The 24,624-nt window shown below is 42.7% G+C and carries 26 protein-coding genes and 2 pseudogenes; 16 read left to right on the forward strand and 12 right to left on the reverse strand.

All coding sequences use genetic code 11. The annotated features are described in order from the left end of the window. Window positions 1–255 precede the first annotated feature (255 nt). The 4 genes from EAE93_RS12130 to EAE93_RS12145 all read left to right on the forward strand — a co-directional run bounded on the left by EAE93_RS12130 (window position 256) and on the right by EAE93_RS12145 (window position 5,716). A complete protein-coding gene (locus EAE93_RS12130) occupies window positions 256–2,592 on the forward strand; it encodes a Tex family protein (RefSeq protein WP_214039757.1) in 2,337 nt (778 codons plus the stop codon). Between the two features lie 276 nt (window positions 2,593–2,868). Continuing rightward, a complete protein-coding gene (gene feoA, locus EAE93_RS12135; RefSeq protein WP_036813666.1) occupies window positions 2,869–3,102 on the forward strand; it encodes a ferrous iron transporter A in 234 nt (77 codons plus the stop codon). A 52-nt stretch (window positions 3,103–3,154) separates the two neighbouring features. After that, the gene (feoB, locus tag EAE93_RS12140; RefSeq protein ID WP_214039758.1) at window positions 3,155–5,467 is read left to right on the forward strand and encodes a Fe(2+) transporter permease subunit FeoB; all 2,313 of its coding nucleotides are present in this window, start codon (window positions 3,155–3,157) and stop codon (window positions 5,465–5,467) included. Window positions 5,468–5,476: 9 nt separating this feature from the next. Beyond that, window positions 5,477–5,716, forward strand: coding sequence for a FeoC-like transcriptional regulator (locus EAE93_RS12145; protein ID WP_214039759.1), 240 nt, complete (start codon window positions 5,477–5,479; stop codon window positions 5,714–5,716). 209 nt (window positions 5,717–5,925) lie between these two features. On the opposite strand, the gene EAE93_RS12150 is transcribed toward EAE93_RS12145, so the two are convergent. The 7 genes and pseudogenes from EAE93_RS12150 to EAE93_RS12180 all read right to left on the reverse strand — a co-directional run bounded on the left by EAE93_RS12150 (window position 5,926) and on the right by EAE93_RS12180 (window position 13,106). After that, complete coding sequence (locus tag EAE93_RS12150) at window positions 5,926–6,909, reverse strand: putative type VI secretion system effector (RefSeq protein WP_214039760.1); 984 nt, start codon at window positions 6,907–6,909, stop codon at window positions 5,926–5,928. Further along, entirely contained in the window at window positions 6,906–9,548 is a 2,643-nt protein-coding gene (locus tag EAE93_RS12155; protein ID WP_214039761.1) for a T6SS effector BTH_I2691 family protein, read from the reverse strand. Before EAE93_RS12155 ends, EAE93_RS12150 begins: the two co-directional genes overlap by 4 nt. Further along, the gene (locus EAE93_RS12160; protein WP_214039762.1) at window positions 9,548–10,582 is read right to left on the reverse strand and encodes a DUF4123 domain-containing protein; all 1,035 of its coding nucleotides are present in this window, start codon (window positions 10,580–10,582) and stop codon (window positions 9,548–9,550) included. Before EAE93_RS12160 ends, EAE93_RS12155 begins: the two co-directional genes overlap by 1 nt. Before the next feature lie 458 nt (window positions 10,583–11,040). After that, a pseudogene (locus EAE93_RS12165) lies at window positions 11,041–11,367 on the reverse strand (zinc ribbon domain-containing protein); the annotation flags it as partial. Between the two features lie 40 nt (window positions 11,368–11,407). Beyond that, entirely contained in the window at window positions 11,408–11,584 is a 177-nt protein-coding gene (locus tag EAE93_RS12170; RefSeq protein ID WP_161786709.1) for a hypothetical protein, read from the reverse strand. Further along, window positions 11,568–12,746, reverse strand: a complete 1,179-nt coding sequence (locus EAE93_RS12175) for an MFS transporter (protein WP_036813653.1) — start codon at window positions 12,744–12,746, stop codon at window positions 11,568–11,570. Before EAE93_RS12175 ends, EAE93_RS12170 begins: the two co-directional genes overlap by 17 nt. 222 nt (window positions 12,747–12,968) lie before the next feature. Then, window positions 12,969–13,106, reverse strand: a complete 138-nt coding sequence (locus tag EAE93_RS12180; protein WP_161786708.1) for a hypothetical protein — start codon at window positions 13,104–13,106, stop codon at window positions 12,969–12,971. A gap of 27 nt (window positions 13,107–13,133) precedes the next feature. Here EAE93_RS12180 and EAE93_RS24545 point away from each other — a divergent pair, with 27 nt between their 5' ends. After that, window positions 13,134–13,247 (forward strand): hypothetical protein, encoded by a 114-nt coding sequence (locus tag EAE93_RS24545; protein WP_219847432.1) that lies wholly within the window; start codon window positions 13,134–13,136, stop codon window positions 13,245–13,247. A gap of 28 nt (window positions 13,248–13,275) precedes the next feature. Here the strand turns inward: EAE93_RS24545 and EAE93_RS12190 are convergent, their stop codons facing one another. Then, window positions 13,276–13,551: a damage-inducible protein J gene (locus EAE93_RS12190; protein WP_046396403.1), complete on the reverse strand. Its 276-nt coding sequence runs from the start codon at window positions 13,549–13,551 to the stop codon at window positions 13,276–13,278. 271 nt (window positions 13,552–13,822) lie between these two features. Here EAE93_RS12190 and EAE93_RS12195 point away from each other — a divergent pair, with 271 nt between their 5' ends. Further along, window positions 13,823–14,239: a hypothetical protein gene (locus EAE93_RS12195; RefSeq protein WP_065390946.1), complete on the forward strand. Its 417-nt coding sequence runs from the start codon at window positions 13,823–13,825 to the stop codon at window positions 14,237–14,239. 11 nt (window positions 14,240–14,250) lie between these two features. After that, window positions 14,251–14,565 carry a type II toxin-antitoxin system RelE/ParE family toxin gene (locus EAE93_RS12200; protein WP_214039763.1) on the forward strand — a complete coding sequence of 105 codons (315 nt, stop codon included), beginning with the start codon at window positions 14,251–14,253 and terminating at the stop codon, window positions 14,563–14,565. An 81-nt stretch (window positions 14,566–14,646) separates the two neighbouring features. Here the strand turns inward: EAE93_RS12200 and bioH are convergent, their stop codons facing one another. Then, window positions 14,647–15,423, reverse strand: a complete 777-nt coding sequence (gene bioH, locus EAE93_RS12205; protein WP_214039764.1) for a pimeloyl-ACP methyl ester esterase BioH — start codon at window positions 15,421–15,423, stop codon at window positions 14,647–14,649. Window positions 15,424–15,462: 39 nt separating this feature from the next. Here bioH and gntX point away from each other — a divergent pair, with 39 nt between their 5' ends. From gntX to glpD, 6 genes are all read left to right on the forward strand, one after another. Beyond that, window positions 15,463–16,146: a DNA utilization protein GntX gene (gene gntX / locus EAE93_RS12210; RefSeq protein ID WP_105396363.1), complete on the forward strand. Its 684-nt coding sequence runs from the start codon at window positions 15,463–15,465 to the stop codon at window positions 16,144–16,146. 59 nt (window positions 16,147–16,205) lie between these two features. After that, window positions 16,206–16,781 carry a Fe-S biogenesis protein NfuA gene (nfuA, locus tag EAE93_RS12215; protein ID WP_046396408.1) on the forward strand — a complete coding sequence of 192 codons (576 nt, stop codon included), beginning with the start codon at window positions 16,206–16,208 and terminating at the stop codon, window positions 16,779–16,781. Between the two features lie 127 nt (window positions 16,782–16,908). Continuing rightward, window positions 16,909–17,244 carry a thiosulfate sulfurtransferase GlpE gene (gene glpE, locus EAE93_RS12220; RefSeq protein ID WP_214039765.1) on the forward strand — a complete coding sequence of 112 codons (336 nt, stop codon included), beginning with the start codon at window positions 16,909–16,911 and terminating at the stop codon, window positions 17,242–17,244. An 8-nt stretch (window positions 17,245–17,252) separates the two neighbouring features. Next, on the forward strand, window positions 17,253–18,101 hold the full coding sequence (glpG, locus tag EAE93_RS12225) for a rhomboid family intramembrane serine protease GlpG (protein ID WP_214039766.1): 849 nt from the start codon (window positions 17,253–17,255) through the stop codon (window positions 18,099–18,101). A gap of 17 nt (window positions 18,102–18,118) precedes the next feature. Continuing rightward, window positions 18,119–18,877 carry a DeoR/GlpR family transcriptional regulator gene (locus tag EAE93_RS12230; protein ID WP_036815103.1) on the forward strand — a complete coding sequence of 253 codons (759 nt, stop codon included), beginning with the start codon at window positions 18,119–18,121 and terminating at the stop codon, window positions 18,875–18,877. A gap of 232 nt (window positions 18,878–19,109) precedes the next feature. Next, complete coding sequence (gene glpD, locus EAE93_RS12235) at window positions 19,110–20,603, forward strand: glycerol-3-phosphate dehydrogenase (RefSeq protein WP_214039767.1); 1,494 nt, start codon at window positions 19,110–19,112, stop codon at window positions 20,601–20,603. A 569-nt stretch (window positions 20,604–21,172) separates the two neighbouring features. Here the strand turns inward: glpD and EAE93_RS12240 are convergent. Continuing rightward, a complete protein-coding gene (locus EAE93_RS12240) occupies window positions 21,173–21,406 on the reverse strand; it encodes a ribbon-helix-helix protein, CopG family (RefSeq protein WP_229000188.1) in 234 nt (77 codons plus the stop codon). Window positions 21,407–21,738: 332 nt separating this feature from the next. Between EAE93_RS12240 and EAE93_RS12245 the strand changes: the two genes are divergently transcribed. From EAE93_RS12245 to EAE93_RS12255, 3 genes are all read left to right on the forward strand, one after another. Continuing rightward, window positions 21,739–22,626, forward strand: coding sequence for an alanyl-tRNA editing protein (locus EAE93_RS12245; RefSeq protein WP_214039768.1), 888 nt, complete (start codon window positions 21,739–21,741; stop codon window positions 22,624–22,626). A 425-nt stretch (window positions 22,627–23,051) separates the two neighbouring features. Then, window positions 23,052–23,324 carry a type II toxin-antitoxin system TacA family antitoxin gene (locus tag EAE93_RS12250; protein WP_036815115.1) on the forward strand — a complete coding sequence of 91 codons (273 nt, stop codon included), beginning with the start codon at window positions 23,052–23,054 and terminating at the stop codon, window positions 23,322–23,324. Then, window positions 23,315–23,803: a GNAT family N-acetyltransferase gene (locus EAE93_RS12255; protein WP_040154170.1), complete on the forward strand. Its 489-nt coding sequence runs from the start codon at window positions 23,315–23,317 to the stop codon at window positions 23,801–23,803. The genes EAE93_RS12250 and EAE93_RS12255 overlap by 10 nt, the downstream gene beginning before the upstream one ends. Before the next feature lie 39 nt (window positions 23,804–23,842). Here the strand turns inward: EAE93_RS12255 and EAE93_RS25550 are convergent. Together EAE93_RS25550 and EAE93_RS12260 are read right to left on the reverse strand one after the other, a co-directional pair. Further along, a pseudogene (locus EAE93_RS25550) lies at window positions 23,843–23,959 on the reverse strand (RNA-guided endonuclease InsQ/TnpB family protein); the annotation flags it as partial. 21 nt (window positions 23,960–23,980) lie between these two features. Beyond that, window positions 23,981–24,610 (reverse strand): bifunctional 4-hydroxy-2-oxoglutarate aldolase/2-dehydro-3-deoxy-phosphogluconate aldolase, encoded by a 630-nt coding sequence (locus tag EAE93_RS12260; protein ID WP_105399259.1) that lies wholly within the window; start codon window positions 24,608–24,610, stop codon window positions 23,981–23,983. Window positions 24,611–24,624: the final 14 nt, after the last annotated feature.

Consider the following 24,624-nt stretch of genomic DNA (forward strand, 5'->3'; position numbering starts at 1 on the left):
TCTTTCAGTTGAATTTGTATATTCAGAAACAGCTCATAGAAAGTTCGGTAACACGCCTATGGTTCCAGCGATAACTTTTCACATTTGAGTTCAATCGCAGTTGCTATAGCGTAACCGGCAACAAATTCGTTGAATGATATCGCAATACGTCAAAATAAGATTAGACGTAAACTGGAAATTATTCCTCTCAAAACGTATAAAGGAGTTTTGTGAATATTTGAAATTTGAAGCTTATCCACCAGAAGAAAACGCAACATGAATCAATCTCTGAACCAAATTATTGCAAGTGAGCTACAAGCGCAGCCACAACAGGTACTTTCTGCCATTAGCCTGCTTGATGAAGGGAATACTGTCCCTTTTATCGCACGATATCGTAAAGAAGTCACTGGCGGTCTGGATGACACTCAACTTCGCCAACTTGAGACCCGCCTTAGTTACCTGCGCGAACTATCGGACCGCCGCCAAACCATTCTTAAATCCATTGACGAGCAAGGTAAGCTGACCCCAGAACTGGCCGCAGCCATTAATGGCACTCTAAGCAAAACAGAGCTGGAAGATCTTTATCTGCCATATAAACCGAAACGCCGTACCCGTGGACAAATCGCTATTGAAGCGGGTCTTGAACCACTAGCGGATTCCTTGTGGCAAGATCCACAACAAGAACCGGAGCAGGTTGCCGCTACTTTTATTGATCCTGATAAAGGTGTCGCTGATACCAAAGCTGCGCTGGATGGCGCGCGTTATATCCTGATGGAACGTTTTGCCGAAGATGCCGCATTATTGGCAAAAGTACGTGACTATCTATGGAAAAATGCCCATCTGGTCGCTAAAGTCGTTGCAGGAAAAGAAGAGGAAGGCGCTAAATTCCGCGACTATTTTGATCACCATGAACCTATCGCACAAATCCCTTCTCACCGTGCATTGGCTATGTTCCGCGGCCGTAATGAAGGCATACTGCAACTTTCCCTAAATGCCGATCCCCAGTTTGATGAACCACCGAAAGAGAGTTACGGCGAACAGATTATTACGCAGCATCTTAATCTGCGCTTGAACAATGCGCCGGCAGATAGCTGGCGCAAAGCCGTGGTGAATTGGACCTGGCGCGTCAAGGTATTGCTGCATCTTGAAACTGAATTGATGAGTACCTTGCGTGAGAAATCGGAAGATGAAGCTATTAAAGTATTCGCCCGCAACCTGCAAGATCTATTGATGGCCGCACCTGCGGGCATGCGTGCAACAATGGGGCTCGATCCGGGTCTGCGTACCGGCGTCAAAGTGGCCGTTATCGATGCAACCGGCAAACTGATTGCCACAGACACGATCTATCCACACACCGGGCAAGCGGCTAAAGCCGCCGCCAGCGTGGCGGCATTGTGTATCAAACATCAAGTAGAACTGGTCGCCATCGGTAACGGAACGGCTTCCCGTGAAACAGAACGTTTCTTCGCGGATGTGCAAAAACAGTTCTCAGAGATAAAAGCCCAAAAAGTGATTGTCAGTGAGGCAGGAGCATCGGTTTACTCTGCTTCTGAGCTGGCGGCACAGGAATTTCCCGACCTGGATGTTTCACTACGCGGGGCAGTCTCTATCGCCCGCCGCTTGCAAGATCCTCTCGCTGAATTAGTGAAAATCGATCCGAAATCCATCGGCGTGGGTCAATATCAACATGATGTCAGCCAGACTCAGCTTGCCAAAAAACTGGATGCCGTCGTTGAAGATTGTGTAAACGCCGTCGGCGTGGATCTCAATACCGCTTCTGTTCCACTGCTAACCAGAGTTGCCGGATTGACCCGTATGATTGCCCAGAACATCGTCAACTGGCGCGATGAGAATGGCCGTTTCAATAACCGTACACAATTACTGAAAGTCAGTCGCCTTGGGCCAAAGGCTTTTGAGCAATGTGCTGGATTCTTGCGGATTAATCACGGTGATAACCCGCTGGATGCATCGACCGTTCATCCGGAAGCTTATCCAATAGTTGAAAAAATTTTGGCGGCCACTGAGCAGAAACTCCAGGAATTGATGGGTAACTCTGCTTCACTGCGTGGGCTGCAACCTCAGAATTTCACCACCGAGCAATTTGGTGTTCCAACCGTTACCGATATTTTGAAAGAGCTGGAAAAACCTGGCCGTGATCCACGTCCGGAGTTTAAAACCGCGACTTTCGCGGAAGGCGTGGAAACTATGAATGATCTGCGTCCGGGAATGGTGCTGGAAGGTGCCGTCACTAACGTGACCAATTTTGGCGCGTTTGTCGATATCGGCGTTCATCAAGATGGCTTAGTGCATATCTCTTCGCTGTCCGATCGCTTTGTAGAAGATCCTCACACCGTGGTCAAAGCGGGTGATATCGTTAAAGTAAAAGTGCTGGAAGTTGATCTGAACCGTAAGCGCATCGCTCTGACCATGCGTCTTGATGAACAACCGGGAGAAACCCAATCACGTCGCAGTAATAATACGCAAACTGACCGCCGCCCTGAACGTAATGACAGGAACCGTAACACTTCCCGTTCTTCTATCTCAGCTGGTATCTCAGCCGGAAACAGTGCTATGAGCGATGCACTAGCCGCCGCATTCGGAAAAAAACGTTAAAACTTCTATCGCTGTAACTTCTATCACTATAAACAGATGCACTGCTTCGGCAGTGCATATTTCACCGTTTCTGTCAGAAAGAAGATTCATGTCAACCTGAGTGACTAAGTGATCAAATTAACACCAACAATGAAAATAGGATTAACATTGAAATTAATGATGGTTATTATTTTTATTTGCAATTAGTATGAATTGGATTAAAAATTACACTTCATAATGAATGAGTGCAACTAATTCTCGGTATTACTTTACTTATCACATATCCCGGAAGGTCATATGCAACTTCTTCCAGACCATAGTTACAAGATCATTGGCTTTTCTCCGAAGATCAGCCCAGCTTACCGACAGAAATTACTGTCATTAGGTATGTTGCCTGGTTCTTCTTTTCATGTTGTCCGCTTAGCGCCTTTAGGTGATCCGATACAAATTGAGACTCGCAGAGTCAGCCTAATTCTGAGAAAAAAAGACTTGGAATTTCTCACATTAGACAACACTCAATGCAACGCATAATCCGTTGCAAGCAACGAAACGGTTACTCCTAATTTAATCTGGCACCAAAAACATGAAAGCACTGACTATTGGCTTAATTGGCAACCCCAATGCCGGCAAAACAACATTATTTAACCAACTTACTGGCTCCCGACAACGTGTAGGCAACTGGGCTGGCGTTACAGTAGAACGAAAAGTTGGCCGTTTTACCACCGCAGAACATAAAATTGAGTTAGTTGACCTGCCGGGAACCTACTCTCTGACCACGATTTCTGAACAAACATCACTGGATGAGCAGATAGCCTGCCACTACATCCTGAGCGGTGATGCTGACATGCTGATTAACGTCGTAGATGCTTCTAACCTTGAGCGAAATCTCTATCTGACGTTACAACTGTTGGAATTAGGCATTCCATGCATCGTCGCGCTCAATATGTTGGATATCGCAGATAGTCAGCATATCCACATTGATATTGCCGAACTGGAACAGCGCCTTGGCTGCCCAGTCATTCCAATGGTTTCGACCCGAGCAACTGGAGTGAATGAGCTAAAACAGGCGATTGATCGTCATAAGCAGAATGTCAGGCAGTCACTGATTCACTACCCTGACTGCCTGTTGCAAGAAGTTGAGACGTTATCTGGTGCGATTTCAGAAAATTTTCATACTCAACAACGCCGTTGGTTAGCGCTTCAGATGCTTGAAGGGGATATTTACAGCTTGGAACGTTCCGGCCTTACTACCTCAACACTGGCTGAATCCAAACAACGCTTGCAACAACAGCAATATGAAGAACCCGAACTGTTGATTGCCGATGCGCGCTATCAAAGCATCAACACATTGTGCATGGCCGTGATTGATACCCAAAAAGCCATGCCAAATAAACTCACCCAGGCAATCGATAAAATTATCCTCAATCGTTGGTTAGGCGTACCCATTTTCCTGGCTGTCATGTATTTAATGTTCGTACTGGCAATTAATATCGGTGGTGCGTTACAACCTATCTTTGACAGTGGTTCTATCGCGGTTTTCATTCATGGGGTTCAATGGCTTGGTCATACCTTAAATTTTCCTGAATGGCTGACGGTTTTCCTCGCACAAGGTATCGGCGGCGGTATCAACACCGTTCTGCCGCTGGTCCCACAAATCGGCATGATGTATCTATTCCTCTCTTTCCTTGAGGACTCCGGTTATATGGCGCGGGCGGCTTTTGTCATGGATCGTCTGATGCAAGTTTTGGGACTGCCGGGTAAATCGTTTGTCCCGCTGATCGTTGGCTTCGGTTGTAACGTGCCATCCATTATGGGGGCGAGAACGCTGGATGCTCCGCGTGAACGTTTGATCACGATTATGATGGCGCCCTTTATGTCTTGTGGTGCGCGATTAGCCATCTTTGCCGTATTTGCCGCCGCATTCTTTGGCAAAAATGGGGCAACTTTTGTTTTTTCCCTTTATATATTGGGTATTGTCGTCGCTATTCTGACTGGCCTGATGTTGAAATACACCATTATGCGCGGCGAAGCTTCACCGTTTGTTATGGAACTCCCGGTTTACCATATTCCACATCTAAAAACCCTGCTTCTGCAAACCTGGCAACGTCTGAAAGGTTTTGTTATCCGTGCCGGTAAAGTGATCGTTATCGCCAGTATGTTCATCGGCGCTCTTAACAGTTTCTCATTCTCTGGTAAGGCGGTGGATAGCATCAACCAATCCGCTCTGGCTTCGGTTAGCAAGATTATTACGCCAATATTACAGCCAATTGGCGTTCACTCAGATAACTGGCAAGCAACTGTGGGTCTGATAACCGGTGCAATGGCAAAAGAAGTGGTGGTTGGGACGCTGAATACCCTATATACCGCAGAAAGCATTGCTAATGAGCCGTTTAATGCAGATGAATTCAACCTGCTTGATGAGCTGAAAGATGCAATTGGTGAAACCTGGGATAGCCTGAAAGAGACATTTACTCTGAGCGTACTTGCCAACCCAATCGAAGCTAATAAAGGCGACGGTGAGATGGATAGCGGTTCTATGGGAACCATGAGCGCCAAATTTGGCTCCGCTATTTCAGCTTACAGCTATCTAATCTTTGTTCTGTTATATGTGCCTTGTGTTTCGGTGATGGGCGCGATTGCTCGCGAAACAAGCCGTGGTTGGATGACATTCTCCATTCTGTGGGGACTGAATGTGGCTTATTCAATTTCAGCGCTGTTCTACCAGATGGTGACTTTCTCACAACATCCACAAAGCAGCCTGATTACCATTCTGACCGTCGTCATGTTTAACGCGCTGGTGTTCTACTTCCTGCGTCGGGCGCGCAGCCGTGTGACCATGAAATTAATCAGCACCCCGGGAAATAGCTGCCACTGCTCCAGTGGAAACTGTCACTAGGAATTGAAAATGATTAGCCTATTACAAGTAAGGGATGCAGTCGCGCTGAATGGACAGGCAGATGCTAAGTTGTTGAGCCACCAGCTTTCTGCTTCATTATCGATGGTAGAAGCGATGCTTGAACAACTCACCGTAATGGGCAAATTGGAAAAAATTGATGCAACTGCTTGCCTAAGCGGCAGTTGCAAACAATGCCCTGAAACACAGAAATGTGATACGGCGGTTTATCGGATCGCTGGGGAGTGTTGAAATTGTCTAAAACGACTAATCAATGTACAGTCGCCATTTAGACTCGTAAAAATACGATAGATTACTCGAACTAACATCTGCGATAACATCAAATTATCGGCGGGATTAGTGGATTTCTATCTTTTCCAAAGTCGATAAACTCTTTCATTCTCTGAGTTTGGTCATAATACTACCCCAAAACTTCTGCTAACTTTTTACTTTTCTTTTAATTAATAGTAATAAAAAAACTCCAGGCGATACCATTTGCAAGGAATATTTTGCCCTTCGTCACTATCAGGATCGACATATTTTCCTTGTAGTTTTAAACCCTTAAGCTTTTTCTTAGTTGAAATATTTAAATCAACCAAAGATGGTTCAGGAAACCCCAAAGCTATAAATATTCTTTCAGCTAATAGTATTGTCGGTTTTGGATCTTTTTTCTCAAGATTTTTACCTTTAAAATAGAATAAAACATCGACAAGAATAAAGATAAAAACAAGAGACAAGAAAACCACCATTGTCACTTTTTCTGCATTCCCGTAAAGCATGAAAGAAAGAGTCATTAAAAATAAAAACAATGCTAATCCATGATTAACTTTCGTACCAAACTTGATATATCCATCAAGACCACATTCACAACGAGGAGTCATTGAAATAATCCTTGTATAAGGATTAGCTAAGGCATAAACAACATAATGATTATCTTTAGGCGCTACAGCTAATTCAACATAATCACCAACTTTGGCATTGGTCATCCCTAACCAACCATGAAATGGAATACCGTTAATTTTTCCACGAACAAAATCACTAGGATCACTCCTCCTTTCTCGACTCTGTGATGTCACTGCCGCTGCTGCGGCATTCCCTGCGATAGCAAGTAGTAATGCACCTACTTGAGCACGTTTTTCCTGCCGTGCAAATCCCTCCGGATCATATTCACGATCAGTAAAATAACCCCATACTTTTATTACACTAAATTCTTCCAGAGTTCCGGTCACTTTAATCAATGGTACTTTCGGGGGTAATTCTGGCGGTGGCGGCTCTTTAGCAAGTAGCGCTTCTAATTCTGGAATTTTTTTCTCTGCTTCAGCAGCTTTATTTCTTTCCTCAACACTACCATAAGAACTTAATCCCATATAAAATTTTGCATCTGATAATTCGTTTCTGATTTTTTCGAAATTAATAAACTCTTTCATCTCTCTGCGTTTAGTCATAATACTGCCCCCAAAGCTTCGCCTAACTTTTCGCTTTGTTTTTGATAAAGCTCATTACGTTTATCCTGTGTCTCAATCAATATAGTTGAAACGAGATATTTATCCGGTTCTTTACCAAAAACACTATTACGGCACCAATCCTGCAAATCATTATCAATAAAAAGAGTATATAATTCATCAAGAACAAATATTATTATCATGAACTGCCAGCTAGCGAAGAATCCAATAATACGCCAAGCCGCGATCTTACCTATTTGGTCAAATGCTAATTCTATTATCTTATTACTAAACTCACGCTTAACCAACACTTCTAATAAGCCACTCATTGATTTCACAAGTAAACCCACATCCGCCGATGATTTTAGAAGAGACAACCCAAAGAAAGACCAGCGAGTATCTTCTTTTCTCCATTCTCTGACAACATCACTACCATCAATCCCTAAATTCAATACAGACGCTACCGCTCCAGCGCTGGCTCCCACAAATTTAATCGACTTAGTTGCTGCTTGATTTTTTATCCCGAATTCAATAGCTGGTTTGATCACATCAGCAACCGTGCTCAGTGTGCTTAGAAACGCCGAAGTAACCTGAGCATACCCCTTAACATCTCCTTTACTTTCTTTCAGTTGATCAGCAAACTCCATCCCGTTAAAAAACAGAACCAGAATTTTTATTCGTGAGGCTCTTAAGGTTTTTTCGCCTTCGGCGCTTTGTGCAAATTTATCAAATTGCTGTTTATAATTATTTAGTTTTTCAAGATCTTTCGAAGATTTATAAGTCTGAAGACCACGAGAAATTGCCTGTCTACATGAATTACCACTTTGAATATCTGCAAGACAAAGTTCCTGAATTCTATCCAACGGTACACCAGATGCGACAGAAAATATTGTCTTATTCAGTAATATATTCAAACTATTCAGCGCACTATCCAAACCAGAAAGCCGAAATACACGCTGCCCAATCGTGGATAAACGTCTATCACATGCCAGCATAGCACGAGAAAAAGACGAGTTTGACGATATAGGCGCTTCCAGTGCTTCATTCGCCTTATCATATGCATCAACCAGTTTGCCAAAACATTTCTGCACAACAGAAAGATAATCAGATTCAGCAGCAGGTAATGTATTGTTTTTGCTGGCCTTCATTTTATATAACAACGCTTCGGTCTCAGCCATCACTTCCGGGTTATTCAATAACAGAGAGCGCCAAACAAAATTACCCTCTGGTTTTGCCGAATATTGTCCTATTAATTCATCCAAAAAGGCACTACCGCTATCCGTAACATTAAGTGAGGCCATTGCATAATCCACTACCTCCCGATAACTAAGGTTGTCAGAGACCTGAGTTGAATAAAAATCATGGCAATGAGTTATCAATCGTTCTTCTTTTAACCAGCTTACCCGAAATTCAGCCAAAGACTCTAACTGGCTGGCGATCGTATGGCAGAATTTGTCATAACAATCTGAAAACGCCTGCCGTTTAGCCAGATTCAGTTCTGCCTCATATTTATTCCAACTGGTCGCCAGTGCTATCTCCCCATCCTGTTCCGCGACTTGCTTTGCCTTCACCATCAATGCATCAAGCGTACTTTGCCGCTGTGACATCGCCACCGAGGGGATTTTCACCAAAACCTTGTCCATACCGTAGTTGGCCGTACTTTTATAAGCATCCAACGTCTGCTGCTCTACCCTAGCTTTTTCAACCTGCTGAATTTGATTCTTAGCTCCATTCAGTGATTGCTGGGTCATAAATTCAATCGACAAGTCATCTAACCAAGCAGAGTGTTCTCCAGCGATGTCATCACTCCACCCAGCCAGCTCATGAACAATACCAATCGGATCATGCAAAGCAATTAACACTGGAGAGACCGAACTATCATCCGCTGCCGATCCTCGTTTTTGCATGGCTTTAACGGTAGCCTCTGCATTCCCTGACCGCTTTTCACTCCACGGATAGAGTGTTCCCTGTGGACCAACAGTGTTAGGGTCAAAGGTATAATATGGCGCTTTTTCACTTGTCCGGCTGATCCGTCTCACTTTAGGGTTGTAAGGCAGAATGTATTTAGCGGCGGAGTCATCCTCCTTATGGTAATCCATCACTGTATTCAAGTTATCCACGGTAGCCTGACTGATGCCAACACCCTCAGGCACTCCGCGCCACTGCCACGGTTTCACACACTGCATGCGTTTTTGCCGTGCTTCAGGGTGGTTGTGATAGTACTGGATTGTTTCTTGACTCCAGACAGAGGGAGAAAAGGCCAACCAGACATCTTGACGTAAAGCCATATCTCTCAACACAATAAATTCCACATTAGTACTTTGATGGGTCGGCGCATAACAATCCGCTGTTTTCTTACCAAACACACTAAAGGCATTTGGCTGCTTCCACAGCGCACCATCCTCGCTAACGCTCCAGGTTTCCCAGCAATACTGAACCAAGGGTCCAGAGTTGGTGTAATAAACATATAAAAACCCTTGTCGTAAGGCACGCAGGGCATAATGGTAGCCTTGAGCCGAGGGAGTCAGAGTTTCTGCCCACATCGGTAAAGTTTCACCAACACGATCAGGCACCACGCTATAACGCACGGGCAAAAGCGCCGGTCCGGTTACTTCACACATCTGGCACGATAGTCGATCCATTACAGAATCTCCTTGTTCTTTGAAGGAATAGTAGAAACATTGAGATGGCAACATTCATGGGCCAAAACCTGCCACTCTTCGTCTGTCAGTCTGGCTGTACGCTCGATATAGCTACCAGTACTATTACCCTCTTCGGCAGACAACAGCGACTGTATCCGAGGGTGTAAATCAATCGCTGGGTGATATAACAAACCATGCAATGCACAAACTTCCAGATCCAGAACATCACTAAAGGAATAGTGCTTAGTTATCCGACGCAATAAGGTCAGTATGACATCCAATAGTTCAGTCTCTGTTCGGCGTAACCGGTTACGGTGTGCCTGACGATATTGGCGCAGTGCCCGGTTCATCGGACCTGACCAAGTTATTTCTGTCACTTCTTCCGAGGAGAGGCCCAGTGAAAAGGTGTAAAGTTCCCTCGCAGACTGTGCATTGTCCCGATGCAGTAACTGACCGTCGCCATCAACCAGATACCAGTCTGTCAATGGTCCCAGCAGACGCGAGCGCTGCCAACTATCCAGAATCGGCCATATGGCATTATTCACAGCCGGATCATAAAAACGCAGCATGATTTCCTGTACTGATGATAGTTTCTGTACCGCAGTCATGCTGATATGTTGCGCAATCACAGGGACTGGACTGGTACTGAACAGCCAGCCGCAAACCATCCGGCCACGCCCGGTGATCAACTCTGCGGGATCAGCTTCCTGTAACGCTTGAGTGACGCTTAACACCAACAATTCAGCATCCTCAGACCGATTAATATCTAGCGGTATCAGCCAGGGAGAATAACGAGATGCATAACGGAGATGATTTATTTGGGTCGGTATTGCCGCTGGCTGATGATTAAGGACTGCCTTAGGAAACCATTCTTCCTGACGGCGATCCAGAAAAACCGCCGTATCAACCATTAATAGCCCTTGCCCGTTATGCTGATTAAACACTGTATTTAGATCCGTCAGTAAACAGACTTTCTGCTGGTTTATCATATCGGGAGAAAAATCATAATTAATTTGTGTCTCTATTTCTGTCATCAGATATTCCTGTTATTACATACCTATTTTTAATCTCTTTTTTTTGCCAAATGGAACCTGTGTCATTTAATCCATTGAATCTTTTAGATAAAAAATAGGTCCTACAGATAAGCACATTTCATTTACCTGAATACACAATATAGGCTGATTAGATGATCCACCAATAATTAAATTTTCAGACAAATAAACTAAAGCGTTTGCAGTGTAAAACGAACAAAAAGTGATATGCAACTAAACCAGCGGTTAATAATTGTAAAAATAAGTAAACCTTACGAATTGAATCATATGATTGATAACGAATAATTTTATTGAAATATCCCTTCAAACCTTATGCCATGAAGGAGTTGAAAAGATCGACAGATAGGAATAACACTCCTAAATCATCATAATTTAATCAATTTAGGATTGTTCCTTATTTTAAACTAATATGTGACTGCTTACCGCTCTACCAGCAAGTCTCACGTTATCGGCTGTTGCTCATGCTTGACCAGTCTGACACAAGCCTCAGTGAGCAGAAACGACTCGACTAGTCCCGCCACTCTCAGTTCATCAATATCCTTCTGTTTGATGTTTAACGCCGCATTGATATCTCGATCATGCGCCACTCCACATGCTGGGTATGACCAGAGGCGCACTTTTAACGGCATTTCTGGCATTTTATGACCGCAGCATTGGCGGTTTTTAGAACTCGCATACCACCAGTCCAGTTTGACCAAATAAATGCCTTTCTGTTCCGATTTATAGGCCAGTTTTGACACAAAACTCTGCCATGAAGCATTCGCAATTTTGCTTTTTGACGAGATAAAAATTATGATTCGCTCGCCGCTAATTTCTCAAAGGAGCATTGACTTCTGCCTTTAAATTCTCAGGGATTAAATCTTTCCCAGCCAAGTCCCAATTCAGATTGCTATCCCATGTTTGCTTAGTTTTTCCTTTCAGGTACAAGTCATAGTGTTTTGCATTGATAAAATCAATCTTGCTAAGCTTATTTGGATTGTACATATTTACTCCTTTCCCCAGTTAATTTATGCTTTTTAAATAAAAAATACAGGAATATCACCGCAAGCAGAATGCTTGTTAATTTGAAAGTAAACTCGATAGAAATGATTTTTGCAGTATACCCACCAATAACTGGCATCAAAATTGCCACTACAGATGAAATCTTCTGTATGTCTCCAGTCGCTTTCCCTACGTGTTCAAAACCAATGATATTTCTTACACCATATCTAATTGCGAAAAATGTGACACCAGAGGCCGTACCAACAAGGAAAACCAACAAATAGTATGTGGCATAATGATGTGTTTTTGCGTCTAAAAAACCAAATCCCCAAAAGGCCACAAAATTAATCATAATGGAAAATAACAAAACATTCTTGGCTGACAATTTTTTAAGTAACCAACCAGAAACTCGTGTTCCTACTATGCCACCAACCCCGAGAAGTGAAATTATGTAGCCTATGCTACTTTCATTTTGCCCAATCCTCTCAAAGAAGATACCGAGCATATCGTTGCTAAGAAAAAAGGCTAAGTTTGACAAAGTATAAGCTGAAACAAGTAAATATAAATCCGGTTTATTCTTTAATTGCTGTATGAATGAAAAACGTTCTACAGCAGCAGAACTTACGCTTGCATTTATATCAAGCCGAAAAGTATCATCAAAGTATGATGTCAACATGCCAACCAGGTTAAATGTCATTGATAATAATAGGACAAACCATAACCCATAGTTCGTGTTTAAATATACAACAAACAAGGGAATGGCTATTCTGCTACAGTTGATGATATATCCATAAATTTCATAAAATCTTTGAGATTCACTATCATCTACATTCAATTTTGTGTTTGATATTCCAAGCCCACACCGACAGGTTGTTTTGATTAATGTAATGACATAAAGAAATATAATTGGATCAGCTACAGATAAAAAAGGCATGACAATGCCATTAATAAAGAACAGCAATGTCCTCCAATTTAATACATTTCCGTTGTCAAACAGCTTGCCGAATAATCCACTTGCCACCAGAAATGGAACAGCGAAGCAAGCACCCAATATCCCCATTTCGGATGGAGTCGCATGAAGGCTATATATAGCTATGATGCTTAAAATAGCGTAATCAAGATAAGTATCAAGTTCATGGACACCTATACTAATGTATTTTTTCATTGGTTATCACCCACATGAGGCTAGCCAGAGGTTGATATTTACTTATTTCCCGTGGGGGAATTTAAATATAAGCAACAATCTTTCTCCATGTAAATTAGATGTTAAAGTGAAAATTTTATTATTGTGAAACAACTCATGTTTTTTAACCGCCTAACATCTCCATTATCGCCTTTAAAAATCATTTAAATAGTACCATTAAATTATTGTCCGATTTATTTGAGATCATTCAGACCAGGCTTTCTCGTTTGATTTATGCAGAATTATTACTTTTTTCCCTGATTTTTTAACTGATTGATTAGAATAATCTTTATCAGCAACAGCCAATATAGCTTCCACTGTTCCAGTAGAAACTGTCACCATGAAGGGATACTTGAACAAATCACCGTAATGGACAAACTGGAAAAAGTTGATACAACTGCTCGCCTAAGCGGCAGTTGCAAACAATGCCCTGAAACACAGAAATGTGATGCGACGGTTTATCGGATCGCTGGGGGATACTAATCCTTTAATTATATTGGTGTTATGCGTTTCATTTAGATCTTATTGCAGCTTTCTTTTCTTCCATTCGCAATTTTGCTTTTTGACGAGATAAAAATTGTGATTCGCCTGCCGCTAACTTTTCAAAGGCAGTATCGACTTCTGTCTTTAACCATTGCTCATGTTCACCTAATTTGCGTTGTCCTTCTGCAAGACTCTCAACAAATCTCCTACATACATCGCTGAGTGTTACACCTTCTCTCTCTGCTGATTGTTGAGCCAGCTTTTTAGTTTCATTACCAATGCGGAACTGAATACGAGATTCCATAAAAAACTCCTTCTAAGAGTGCACCGATGTTAGCACAATTGTGATGACAAAAAGTTATTTTTCACATTATTAGAGGAAAAAATCTAGTTCTACAATTTTAAATATTTCTAATTTATTGAATTTAAAAAATTTATTTTTCCACTCTAGTAGATTACATTTGGACTCTTAGAGTATTAGTACACAAAATTACAAGATTAATTACCATACAAATATAGCTCAAAATGAGAAAATTTTTTTATAACATTTATTTATACTCAGAAATGGAGGATTTATGGCATTCAAAAGTCAATTGCAAGAAAGTAAAGTTTCATCTCGAAGAAAATCATCTGCATCTATTGTAGTCTCACAAACCTACAAGCAGTCTACAAACTCTCAAGAATTATCCGTAAGGATTTCGTCAGATGTTATAGATTCAATTAAAACAAAAATTGGTGGAAAGGTTGATGTTTTATACGACCAAGAAGAAGATCTATGGATGGTTAAACCTTGCGGAAATAACGGATTTACTATCTCAGGAAAACAAGGAGCAGCCACTGGATTGGTCCGTTATACATTAAAGAAAGGTCATACGAGATTCACTGAGGAGAAAACACTTCTTCCAATCAAACGAGAATGTGACGAAGACAGCCTCCTATACAAAGATGGAGGAGTCATTTTTAAGTTGGTTATTGAAGACAAAGAAATGTAAGGAGATTCTTCATGGAAGACGATATTTCTCTAGTCTGGGAGCTTGATGCTCTAAATGATCGGGAAAATATTTTTGAGTACCTCTATGAATTCAATCCTATTTCGGCAGATAAGACTGATGAGATTATTGAATCCATCGAAGATATTTTAATATCAAGTCCTCTCGCAGGCGTCTGTAAAGAAGGAGTTAAGGGAAGATGTTTCATACTCACAGCCGTTCCCTTTAACATTTATTACGACTTCGATGGGAGAGTAATCAGAATTCTTCGTGTTCTACACCAGAAACGGCAGTTCCCAAAACTAACCGCTTCTTATGATCTCTGTTAATTCCAGCATAGTCTTCATGTAAAAACTGAACCGTCGCATCATAAGCGACGGGCGCTTTACTATTTTAAGAACTCATCAAACTCACAGCGCTTCTCTACTAACAAATTCAGTCAATAACCCAACAAACTCATCAGGATGAGAAATAAAAGGCGCATGAGCGGCATGGCGCATCATGGCTGAAACTGAACGCGGCCATTTTTCATCAAGAATGTTGAGGATTTTTCTTGGCGCCAACCCATCCAGATAACCGTAAATCCGCAGGAACGGTATGGCAAGTTCAGCCAAAGGCTCCCTTAAATCTTCTGTACGCAAAATTTCTAGTCCAACATGCAGTACTTCAACAGAAGGCATCGGCTGTGCCAGCACAACGGATTTCAGCAGCCGCGCATCCTGACGAGCGCTATCTGTGCCCAACGTCTGTAAAGCAAGAAAACGCTCCACTGTGCGCTGGAAATCTTCACTAAGCTGATGTTCGAAATCACGCAAAACTTCCGGCTTAATCCCCGGCCAGTCACTTTCTGCGCTGAAATGCGGTGAAGAAGCCACGGTAATTAATCCGGCAACCTTATCCTGATGGTCAAGCGCGATCCGGCTGGCAACTAATCCTCCCAACGACCAGCCTAGCCATAACGCATTTTCAGGCGCATATCGCCAAACTTCATCCGCCATATCGGCAAGATTCATCGGGCCATATTTCTGGCTACGGCCATAACCCGGCAAATCCACCAAATGTAAACGAAAATGCGGAGCACATCGCATTTCAATGGAACGCCAGACTTCCGCATTCAACCCCCATCCGTGCAACAGCACAAGATCACGTGAACCTTCATCAGAAGTCTGCCAAAACAGATCAGCCATTGTTATTCTCAACTTTATTTGCCATCAAGGAAGAACTCTATGCTAACAATGGTTGGGTACTGTTGGCTATGCCGTCAGCCTCTTTGGTTTCCACATCATGGAGTATGCAGCTTTTGCAACAAGCGGTTGAAACGGTTGACAAACATGTGCCCGTGTTGCGCTCTGCCCTCAGAACTCCCTTCATTGCCTTGTGGACGCTGCCTCAAAAAACCGCCTCTATGGGAGAATATGATAGCGATTACCGACTACTGCCCACCATTGAGCGGCCTAATTCGTCGCTATAAATATCACAGCACCCCACAACTTGCGTCAGTGCTAGCGCGTCTGTTTCTGCTGCATTGGCAACAGGGCTATCGTGATGGACGATGGCATAAACCCAACATTCTGCTCAGTGTGCCACTGCATCGGCACCGGCGATGGAAACGAGGATTTGATCAAAGTGTATTAATGGCAAAGCTATTATCAGAATGGCTACAATGCGATTACCAGCAAAGCTTTCTACAGCGGACGCATGCTACACTACCACAAAGAAATTTATCGGCAGCACGGCGTAAGGTTAATCTCAGGAAAGCATTTCAGCTTTGTGGCCCAGTCGCAGGACAACATGTCGCCATACTGGATGATGTGATTACCACCGGTGCGACCATGACTGAAATTTCCCGTTTGTTAATTCGTGCTGGCGCCCGTTCAGTACAGGTTTGGGCGATTTGTCGAACCTTGTAGTCAATACGAAAATGGGCGTATTATAACCAACTATAGCAGTCAACTATTGAGCAAATGATATGATTAATATTACTGAAGCAGCGCAAGCTCATTTTGCCAAATTACTGGCAAACCAAGAACCAGGCACACAAATTCGCGTATTTGTCATCAATCCAGGTACACCTACCGCTGAGTGCGGCGTATCTTACTGCCCGCCTGATGCCGTTGAAGCGACAGATACTGAACTGAAATTTGATCAACTGTCAGCTTACGTCGATGAACTGAGCGCCCCTTTCCTTGAAGAAGCTGAGATTGATTTTGTCACCGATCAGTTAGGCTCTCAGCTAACATTAAAAGCCCCTAACGCCAAAATGCGTAAAGTTTCTGACGATGCCCCACTTGTCGAACGTGTGGAATACGTTTTGCAGTCACAAATTAATCCACAATTAGCCGGTCACGGCGGCCGCGTCAGTCTGATGGAAATCACTGATAATGGTTTCGCTATCCTTCAATTCGGCGGCGGCTGTAATGGCTGTTCAATGGTTGATGTCACTCTGAAAGAAGGGATTGAAAAAGAGTTGCTAAACATGTTCCCAGAACTAAAAGGGGTAAAAGACTTAACTGAACACCAGCGCGGTGAACACTCTTATTACTGATAACGTATTACTAATAACATATTACTGATAACAAATTTTCCCGTTCGGATAATCGTCGGGAAAACATTATTACAATAATAATCTAACGGGATAATCTCTAAGTTTTCAAGAGCAAGTCAAAATATATATGGAACATTTTCAAACCATCAGCCCTGAGCAGGCTTATCAACACTGGCAAGATAAATTCGCCATTATGGTGGATATTCGTGATCCACAAAGTTTCCGGGCAGGCCATGTCCGCGGCGCTTTTCATTTGACTAATGACACATTGAATGAATTTATGTTGCAGGCCAATTTCGAGCAGCCGGTTATGGTTATGTGTTATCACGGTCATAGCAGCCAGAGCGCCGCTCAGTATTTATTAAACATCGGTTTTGAAACTGTCTACAGCATTAATGGCGGCTTTGAAGCCTGGCGTAGAGACTATCCTCACGCTGTTGACTCCTTATCTAATCCGGCATAACACACCTTATGATCCGTGTAATCACTATTTCAAACCCGCGTCTAGCGCAAGCCTTTATCGATTATATGGCAACCCATCAGGTCCATCTCACTATGCGTCCCAGCCACGATGGGCAACATGTCGAACTGTGGCTAGAAGATGACACTAAACTGACTATCGTTCAGCAAGAGCTGGAGCAATTTACTCGCGATCCGCTAAATGAACGTTATCAAGCGGCCAGCTGGCAATCTGGTGATGTGAATCACCCATTGAAGTACCACAATAATCTGAATTGGCAATATTTAAGTCGTCAGGCTGGCCCATTAACCATTACCGTTTTACTCCTAAATATCGTCGTTTATCTCTGGATGCAATTTGCCGGGGATTATCAAGTGATGTCTTGGCTAGCCTGGCCTGACGATAGCCAACATATGGAGCTATGGCGTTGGGTCACTCATGGCTTACTACACTTCTCACTGCTGCATATCATCTTTAATCTCATGTGGTGGTGGTATCTTGGCGGGCAAACAGAAAAGCACCTCGGTACAGGAAAACTATTTGTCATTATGATTGTTTCCGCTGTTTTCAGCGGCTGGGGGCAATCATTATTCAGTGGTTCTCATTTTGGCGGCCTTTCTGGGGTTGTTTACGCTTTAATTGGTTATGTCTGGCTAACCGGTGAGCGGGCGCCCGGACAGGGTATTGGCATCCCCCGTGGTTTGATGGCTTTTTCAATCTTCTGGCTGATTGTTGGATACTTCGATGCATTTGGACTATCTATTGCCAACGCTGCTCATTTCTCCGGTTTAATTATCGGTTTACTCATGGCGTTGTGGGATAACCGTCATACATTCAAAAATAATAACCGACACTTTTAGACACTTAGAGGACTATCGTGAAGCAAACTCAACGGCATGATGCAATAGTTGAGCTGGTGCGCCTTCAGGGCTACGTCAGCACTGAAGAGTTGGTTGAACACTTTAATGTCAGCCCCCAGACTATCCGCCGTGATTTGAACGATTTGGCAGATAAAAACAAAATACAGCGGCATCACGGCGGAGCCGCATTGCCATCAAGTTCGGTTAATACTGCTTATCACGACCGCAAGATCATGTGGTCAGAAGAGAAAGCACGTATTGCGCAACGTGTTGCTAGCCATATCCCGGATGGCGCAACGCTGTTTATTGATATTGGCACGACGCCAGAAGCTGTCGCTCACGCATTGTTAAATCATAAAGATCTGCGGATTGTCACTAACAACCTCAACGTCGCTACTCTGTTGATGACAAAAGAAGACTTCCGTTTAATTTTGGCGGGAGGGGAAATTCGTTCCCGTGACGGCGGCATTATCGGTGAAGCCACACTGGATTTTATCTCCCAGTTTCGGCTCGATTACGGCATTCTCGGCATCAGTGGCATTGACATGGATGGCTCACTACTGGAATTTGATTACCATGAAGTGCGCGTAAAACGCGCAATTATCGAAAACTCCCGTTGCGTTATGTTAGTCACTGACCATTCTAAATTTGGTCGTAATGCTATGGTCAATCTGGGCAATATGAATCTCATTGATCATCTATTTACTGACCAGCTTCCCCCGCCAAGCATCCATAAAGTCATTGAGCAGCATAACGTACAGCTCGAACTCTGCTAAGAATTTTCTCTATATTCGGGGGATAACACTATCCCCTACCTCCCCTTATCGCTCCATAGTTAAACTTCTTTATTAATACCATGTAAATTATATGGGCATGACAATATTTGTTATCTATATCACGTGAACATGTTTTTTCTTAACAAATAGTTGGCTATTGATCGATTTCTGATTACAATCGTGAGCGAAAACGAGCATTAAAGAACTGTTTCGAACATTTTTAGGGGGATGCATGGAAACTAAAGACTTGATTGTGATCGGCGGCGGGATCAACGGCGCCGGGATTGCGGCAGATGCTGCTGGCCGGGGGCTTTCTGTTCTGTTGCTGGAAGCACAAGATTTAGCCAAAGCCACATCATCCGCCAGTTCAAAACTGATCCACGGCGGCTTACGCTATCTGGAACATTATGAATTCCGTTTGGTCGGCGAAGCGCTGGCAGAACGTGAAGTTTTACTGAACCTTGCACCACACATCGCTTTTCCGATGCGTTTCCGCCTGCCGCATCAGCCACATCTGCGTCCAGCATGGATGATACGTATTGGCCTGTTCCTTTATGACAATCTAGGCAAACGTGTCAGCCTACCCCGCAGTAAAGGGCTGAAATTCGGTACCAATTCTGTTCTGAAACCAGAATTGGTCCGTGGCTTCGAATATTCTGACTGCTGGGTTGATGATGCTCGTTTAGTTGTCCTTAACGCTCAGGAAGTTAAAAAACATGGCGGGGAAGTTCGAACCCGGACAAAAGTAACCCGTGCATGGCGCGAACAAGAGGGTTGGATGGTTGAAGCCGAAGATCTGCGGACAGGTAAGACCTATACCTGGCGAGCAAAAGGTCTGGTTAATGCTACCGGCCCTTGGGTTAAAGAGTTCTTTGACGATGGTCTGAAATTAAAATCACCTTATGGTATTCGCCTGATCAAAGGCAGTCATATTGTGGTGCCAAGAGTGCATGATGAGCCGCAAGCTTATATTCTGCAAAACGAAGATCATCGTATCGTATTTGTTATTCCTTGGATGGATGAATTTTCCATTATCGGAACCACCGATGTGGAATATCAAGGAGATCCAAAAGAAGCGAAGATTGACGATCAGGAGATTAATTATCTGCTGAGAGTTTATAACGATCACTTCAAGAAACAACTTAGCCGTGACGATATCGTCTGGACCTATTCTGGCGTACGTCCACTGTGCGATGATGAATCCGACTCACCTCAGGCCATTACGCGCGATTATACCCTTGACATTCATGATGAACACGGCAAAGCGCCATTACTATCTGTGTTTGGCGGTAAGTTAACCACTTACCGTAAGCTGGCGGAACACGCAACCGAGAAGCTAATGCAGTACTATCCCAATGCCGGAAAAGCCTGGACCAAAAATGGTCAGTTACCGGGTGGTAACTTGGAAGGGTGCGATCGCGATGGTTATGCCCGTTTATTGCGTAAACGTTACAACTGGTTGCCGGAAGGTGTTGCGGTACGTTATGCGCGTACTTACGGCAGTAACAGCGAACTGATTCTGCAAGGCGCTAATAATCTGACAGATCTAGGTGAATCCTTCGGTCACGGCCTGTATGAAGCAGAGCTTCGTTATCTGGCCGATAATGAGTGGGTTGTTGAACTAGATGACGCAATCTGGCGCCGTACCAAATTGGGTATGTGGCTGAAAGAAGAACAGAAACAACGTATTGCAACATGGCTGGCGGAGAATGCTAAGCCATTGTGAGTTAAAATTAAATCAATATAAAGATAGCTAATATAAACTTAGGCGCAAAATTATATATTGTGCCTATTTTTTTACTTATTTACGCTCAACTTAACTGTAATTACAGATATCAGATAGACAAATATAATTTTGTTATTTAAATATTCCCCAGTCATTTATTAAAAAAATAATCTCCACCCTACAGAACGAATAACTTATTCAACAAACAACAACATTGTTTATCGAAACGTAAAGTCCCAGAATAAGTTCATCGAACATTTTATATCATGAATAAGGTATAAAACAACCGAACAGCTCTCAAAGAAGAATAACCCAATTATCATATTTAGGATTTCTAGTAATCAATAACCACCCATTTTTCTAAGCCGTTGCCCAGATTATTGCATCAGGCAGCTTTATCTTTTTTTCATGACAGACAATTACTGCACGTTTTACTACCTAGATTCTTGTTACATTTTCTTTGTCCCTATCCAGAGTCTTAGCTCCCACCATAACCGTTATCTACATTAGCTTTTTCATATCCATTTAAATAATCAATATATTAGTATCAAATAACGACTTCATAGCAATCATTGCCATTCCTTGCGTAAATTATTTTGATATTCCAATCCATCCAATTTTTTATCCCCCCACAAACCAAAAGCACTGTTATTCTGTTCTGAAATATTAGCATCAAGGTAAGCATCTATTGCTTTCCGGATCTGTGCAGCACGTGACTTATCGGGAGAACGCTCCTTTAAAATCTCGAGCTTTCTAATTGTTTCTTCTGGCAGATCTATATTAATTCTTACCATAGCAACCATATTTATTTCCCCTTATCATATACCTCATTAGTTCGATTGTCTATTTTTTGATCCAAAAAATTATTGTGATAACTAATCAACAGATTTTACTCTGAAAATATCTATTGATCATGTAAACAAAACATTTAAAACATGTGACTTTTCCATTTGCAACAATACCTAAAATAACCTATAAATAAAGCTGTTACATACATATCGGTACTGTTTAACCCTATCTTTGATTAGATAAAAATTCAAATAAAAACAAATTGTTAAGTTATTTTTAGGGAATGAACTTAACAAACAACCTGGTAGCAATAGATGCCCCAAAATTATAACTTGTGAGATATTACATGACTACTGATATAAATATTGATGAACTCTTAAAAGCAGAAGCTTCATTTATGCTAGGAACCCTGACGTTAGAATCCAACATTATCGGGGTTATGAGATACGAAGATGGCACCCTTTTGATAACCCAAGATAGTCCATTCTACCCAAAGAACTATAAGTGGCCAGACCAACTACATGATAATGGAATAATTTCAATAGGCGATAAAGAACTTGCTGTGACAAAAGTTTACACCGCTGGTCTTATTGATAGTCATTTATATATAGATCAGGAAATAACGAAACAAACAACGTCTCCAGACAAAATTATGCCAGCACACTACTTACCTGATTTACACGGAATCTCTGAAAGAGATCTCATAGGGAAAACGGTAACTCTATCTGTGAACGATGAAACAAGGTATAAGGTAAGTGCCGCACACTCGATGGCCCACTTTATGTCCCTTGCTTTAAATAAAGCAACTAATCACATATGGTCCAAAGTATACGATACCGATGATTTAGGGAGTTATAATTTAGATAAAGCCGCCATTTACCAATCTTCTATTACAGAACTTAAATCCGTTGATATTTATCGCTTTGGTAAATCGCTCAAAAAGAAAGGATTTGATAAAAATATATTAATTGAAAATCTAGATAAAATTAATAGAGAAGTTAATAACACACTCAACAATTGGTTATCTCAGGGTGCGGAAATAACCATTGAATATAAATCAAAAGAGATTAATGACACTAGATTATGGAAATCGACTATTGACTCTAAGGTAGTCACTATCCCATGCGGAGGCACACACATAAATAATATCAATGAAGTCAAAAAAGTAAATGTTGAAATAAAGATCGGTGAATCTGCTGATTTTATTCAAGTAACAACTCATTGCAGAGTATAAAGTCATGAATCTCGACCTACTTTATTTTTATCTTCTTCTGGTTGTTTTATCCTATATCACACCAAGCCCAGACTGGGCTATTATCAGCAAAAAAGTATCAATCCTGTAATAGAGCTCTGACAGTATATCCTTGATTGGGATGATTTGGTGTTTACGGAGCAGAAGACCGGCCACTATACCCTATGGATTTCAAGTTGCATCGCGACGGCAAGGGAGTGAATCCCCGGGAGCATAGATAGCTATGTGACCGGGGTGAGCGAGTGCAGCCAACAAAGAGGCGGCTTGAAAGATAACGGGTATATATATTTTGGATATATCCAGCATGCTTACGTTTCATAAGATTTCAAATGGAGACGCTAAATGTATATCTATTAATTACACAACTGCTACAATGACTGTCTACCAATTTGCTACACAGGTGATTTATGAGAACACAACCTAAAGAAACACCGATCAACATCCGGGCGAAAGCCTTCCAGCGGGAGCTTATTGACCATGCAGCAAACCTGCTCTCAAAGACCCGAACTGATTTCATCTTGGATGCTGCCTGCCGCGCAGCCGAAGATGCCATACTCGATCAGCGCCACTTTTTCGTTAACGACGAAAAATACCATGCGTTCATGCAGATGCTGGAGCAACCACTTTCTGATAATGAAGGTTTTAAAAAACTGATGGGATATAAAGCGCCGTGGGAATAAGCACACCTGAAATATTAACGGCTGAACATAATATAAATGATTTTTATTGCCAGCATGAAACATTAAACGAATGGCTTTCACGCCGGGCGTTAAAAAATAATAAGCTCGGCGCGAGCCGCACATTTGTTATTTGCAAGAAAGGCACAAAAGACGTTATCGGTTATTATTGTCTAAGCGCCGGTTCAATTAATCATATTGAATCTACACCATCGCTTAAACGCAATATGCCAGATCCTATCCCTGTAGTGCTTCTCGGCCGTCTGGCTGTCGATGTGGAATATCAGGGGAAGAAGCTCGGGGCATTGCTTCTCCAAGATGCTTGGAAGCGTGTCGCCAGCACGGCAGAACAGGTGGGTATTTCAGCTATAATCGTCCACGCACTTGATGAGAGCGCTCGAACGTTCTATACGCGTCTTGGCTTCGCCCAGTCACCGTTGGAGCCATACACGCTAATGCTTCCATTAGGCAAACAGAAGTGACTGCTCCCCGCCGTAAAAAACGGCGAGGCTTCCCACTTCTCAGGCCGCCACCGTCTTTATGACGGATTGACGCTGGCCTCCGTGGGCAGAGACGACGAGTCCCGCCGCTTGTAATTCTCTCGTGCCCTTGCTCTGGATGTTGATCGCCGCATTGATAAATACAAGAACCACTATTCCTTAAGTATTAACCAAATCCACCGCCTCGCGAGTCAGACGACCAATTTCCTGCCAATTCCGGTCATCCACCAGCGCCTTACTGACCATCCATGAGCCACCACACGCCACAATACGCGGTACAGCAAGATAATCGCGGATATTGTTTGGTCCGATTCCCCCAGTCGGCATAATTTGCAATTCAGTATAAGGCGCTAATATCGCTTTAATCATTGGCAAACCGCCGGAAGGTTCCGCCGGAAAGAATTTCAACAGTTTTAATCCCAACTCCATCGCGCCTTCAATCGCGCTTGGATTATTCACACCTGGAATAATAGGAATATTCAATTGCTGACAAGCTTTGACTGTATTTGGATTAAAACCGGGAGAAACCATAAAATCAGCGCCCGCCTGCTTTGCAGCAACTACCTGTTCACGATTCAGAACAGTACCCGCGCCAATCAGCATATCCGGCAGAGTCTCTTTCAGTAGACGAATCGCTTCCGCCGCGGCCGCAGAACGGAAAGTAATTTCCGCTACCGGCAAGCCATTATCAGCTAATGCCTTACCTAACGGTATAATGTCTTCCGCACGCTCAACAGTAATTACAGGTACAATTTTCAATTGGCGTAACTGCTCAATCATCTGTTTCATCGATTTTCCCCCGC

The sequence above is a fragment of the Photorhabdus akhurstii genome (assembly GCF_018448925.1).
In the GTDB taxonomy this organism is placed as follows: domain Bacteria; phylum Pseudomonadota; class Gammaproteobacteria; order Enterobacterales; family Enterobacteriaceae; genus Photorhabdus; species Photorhabdus akhurstii.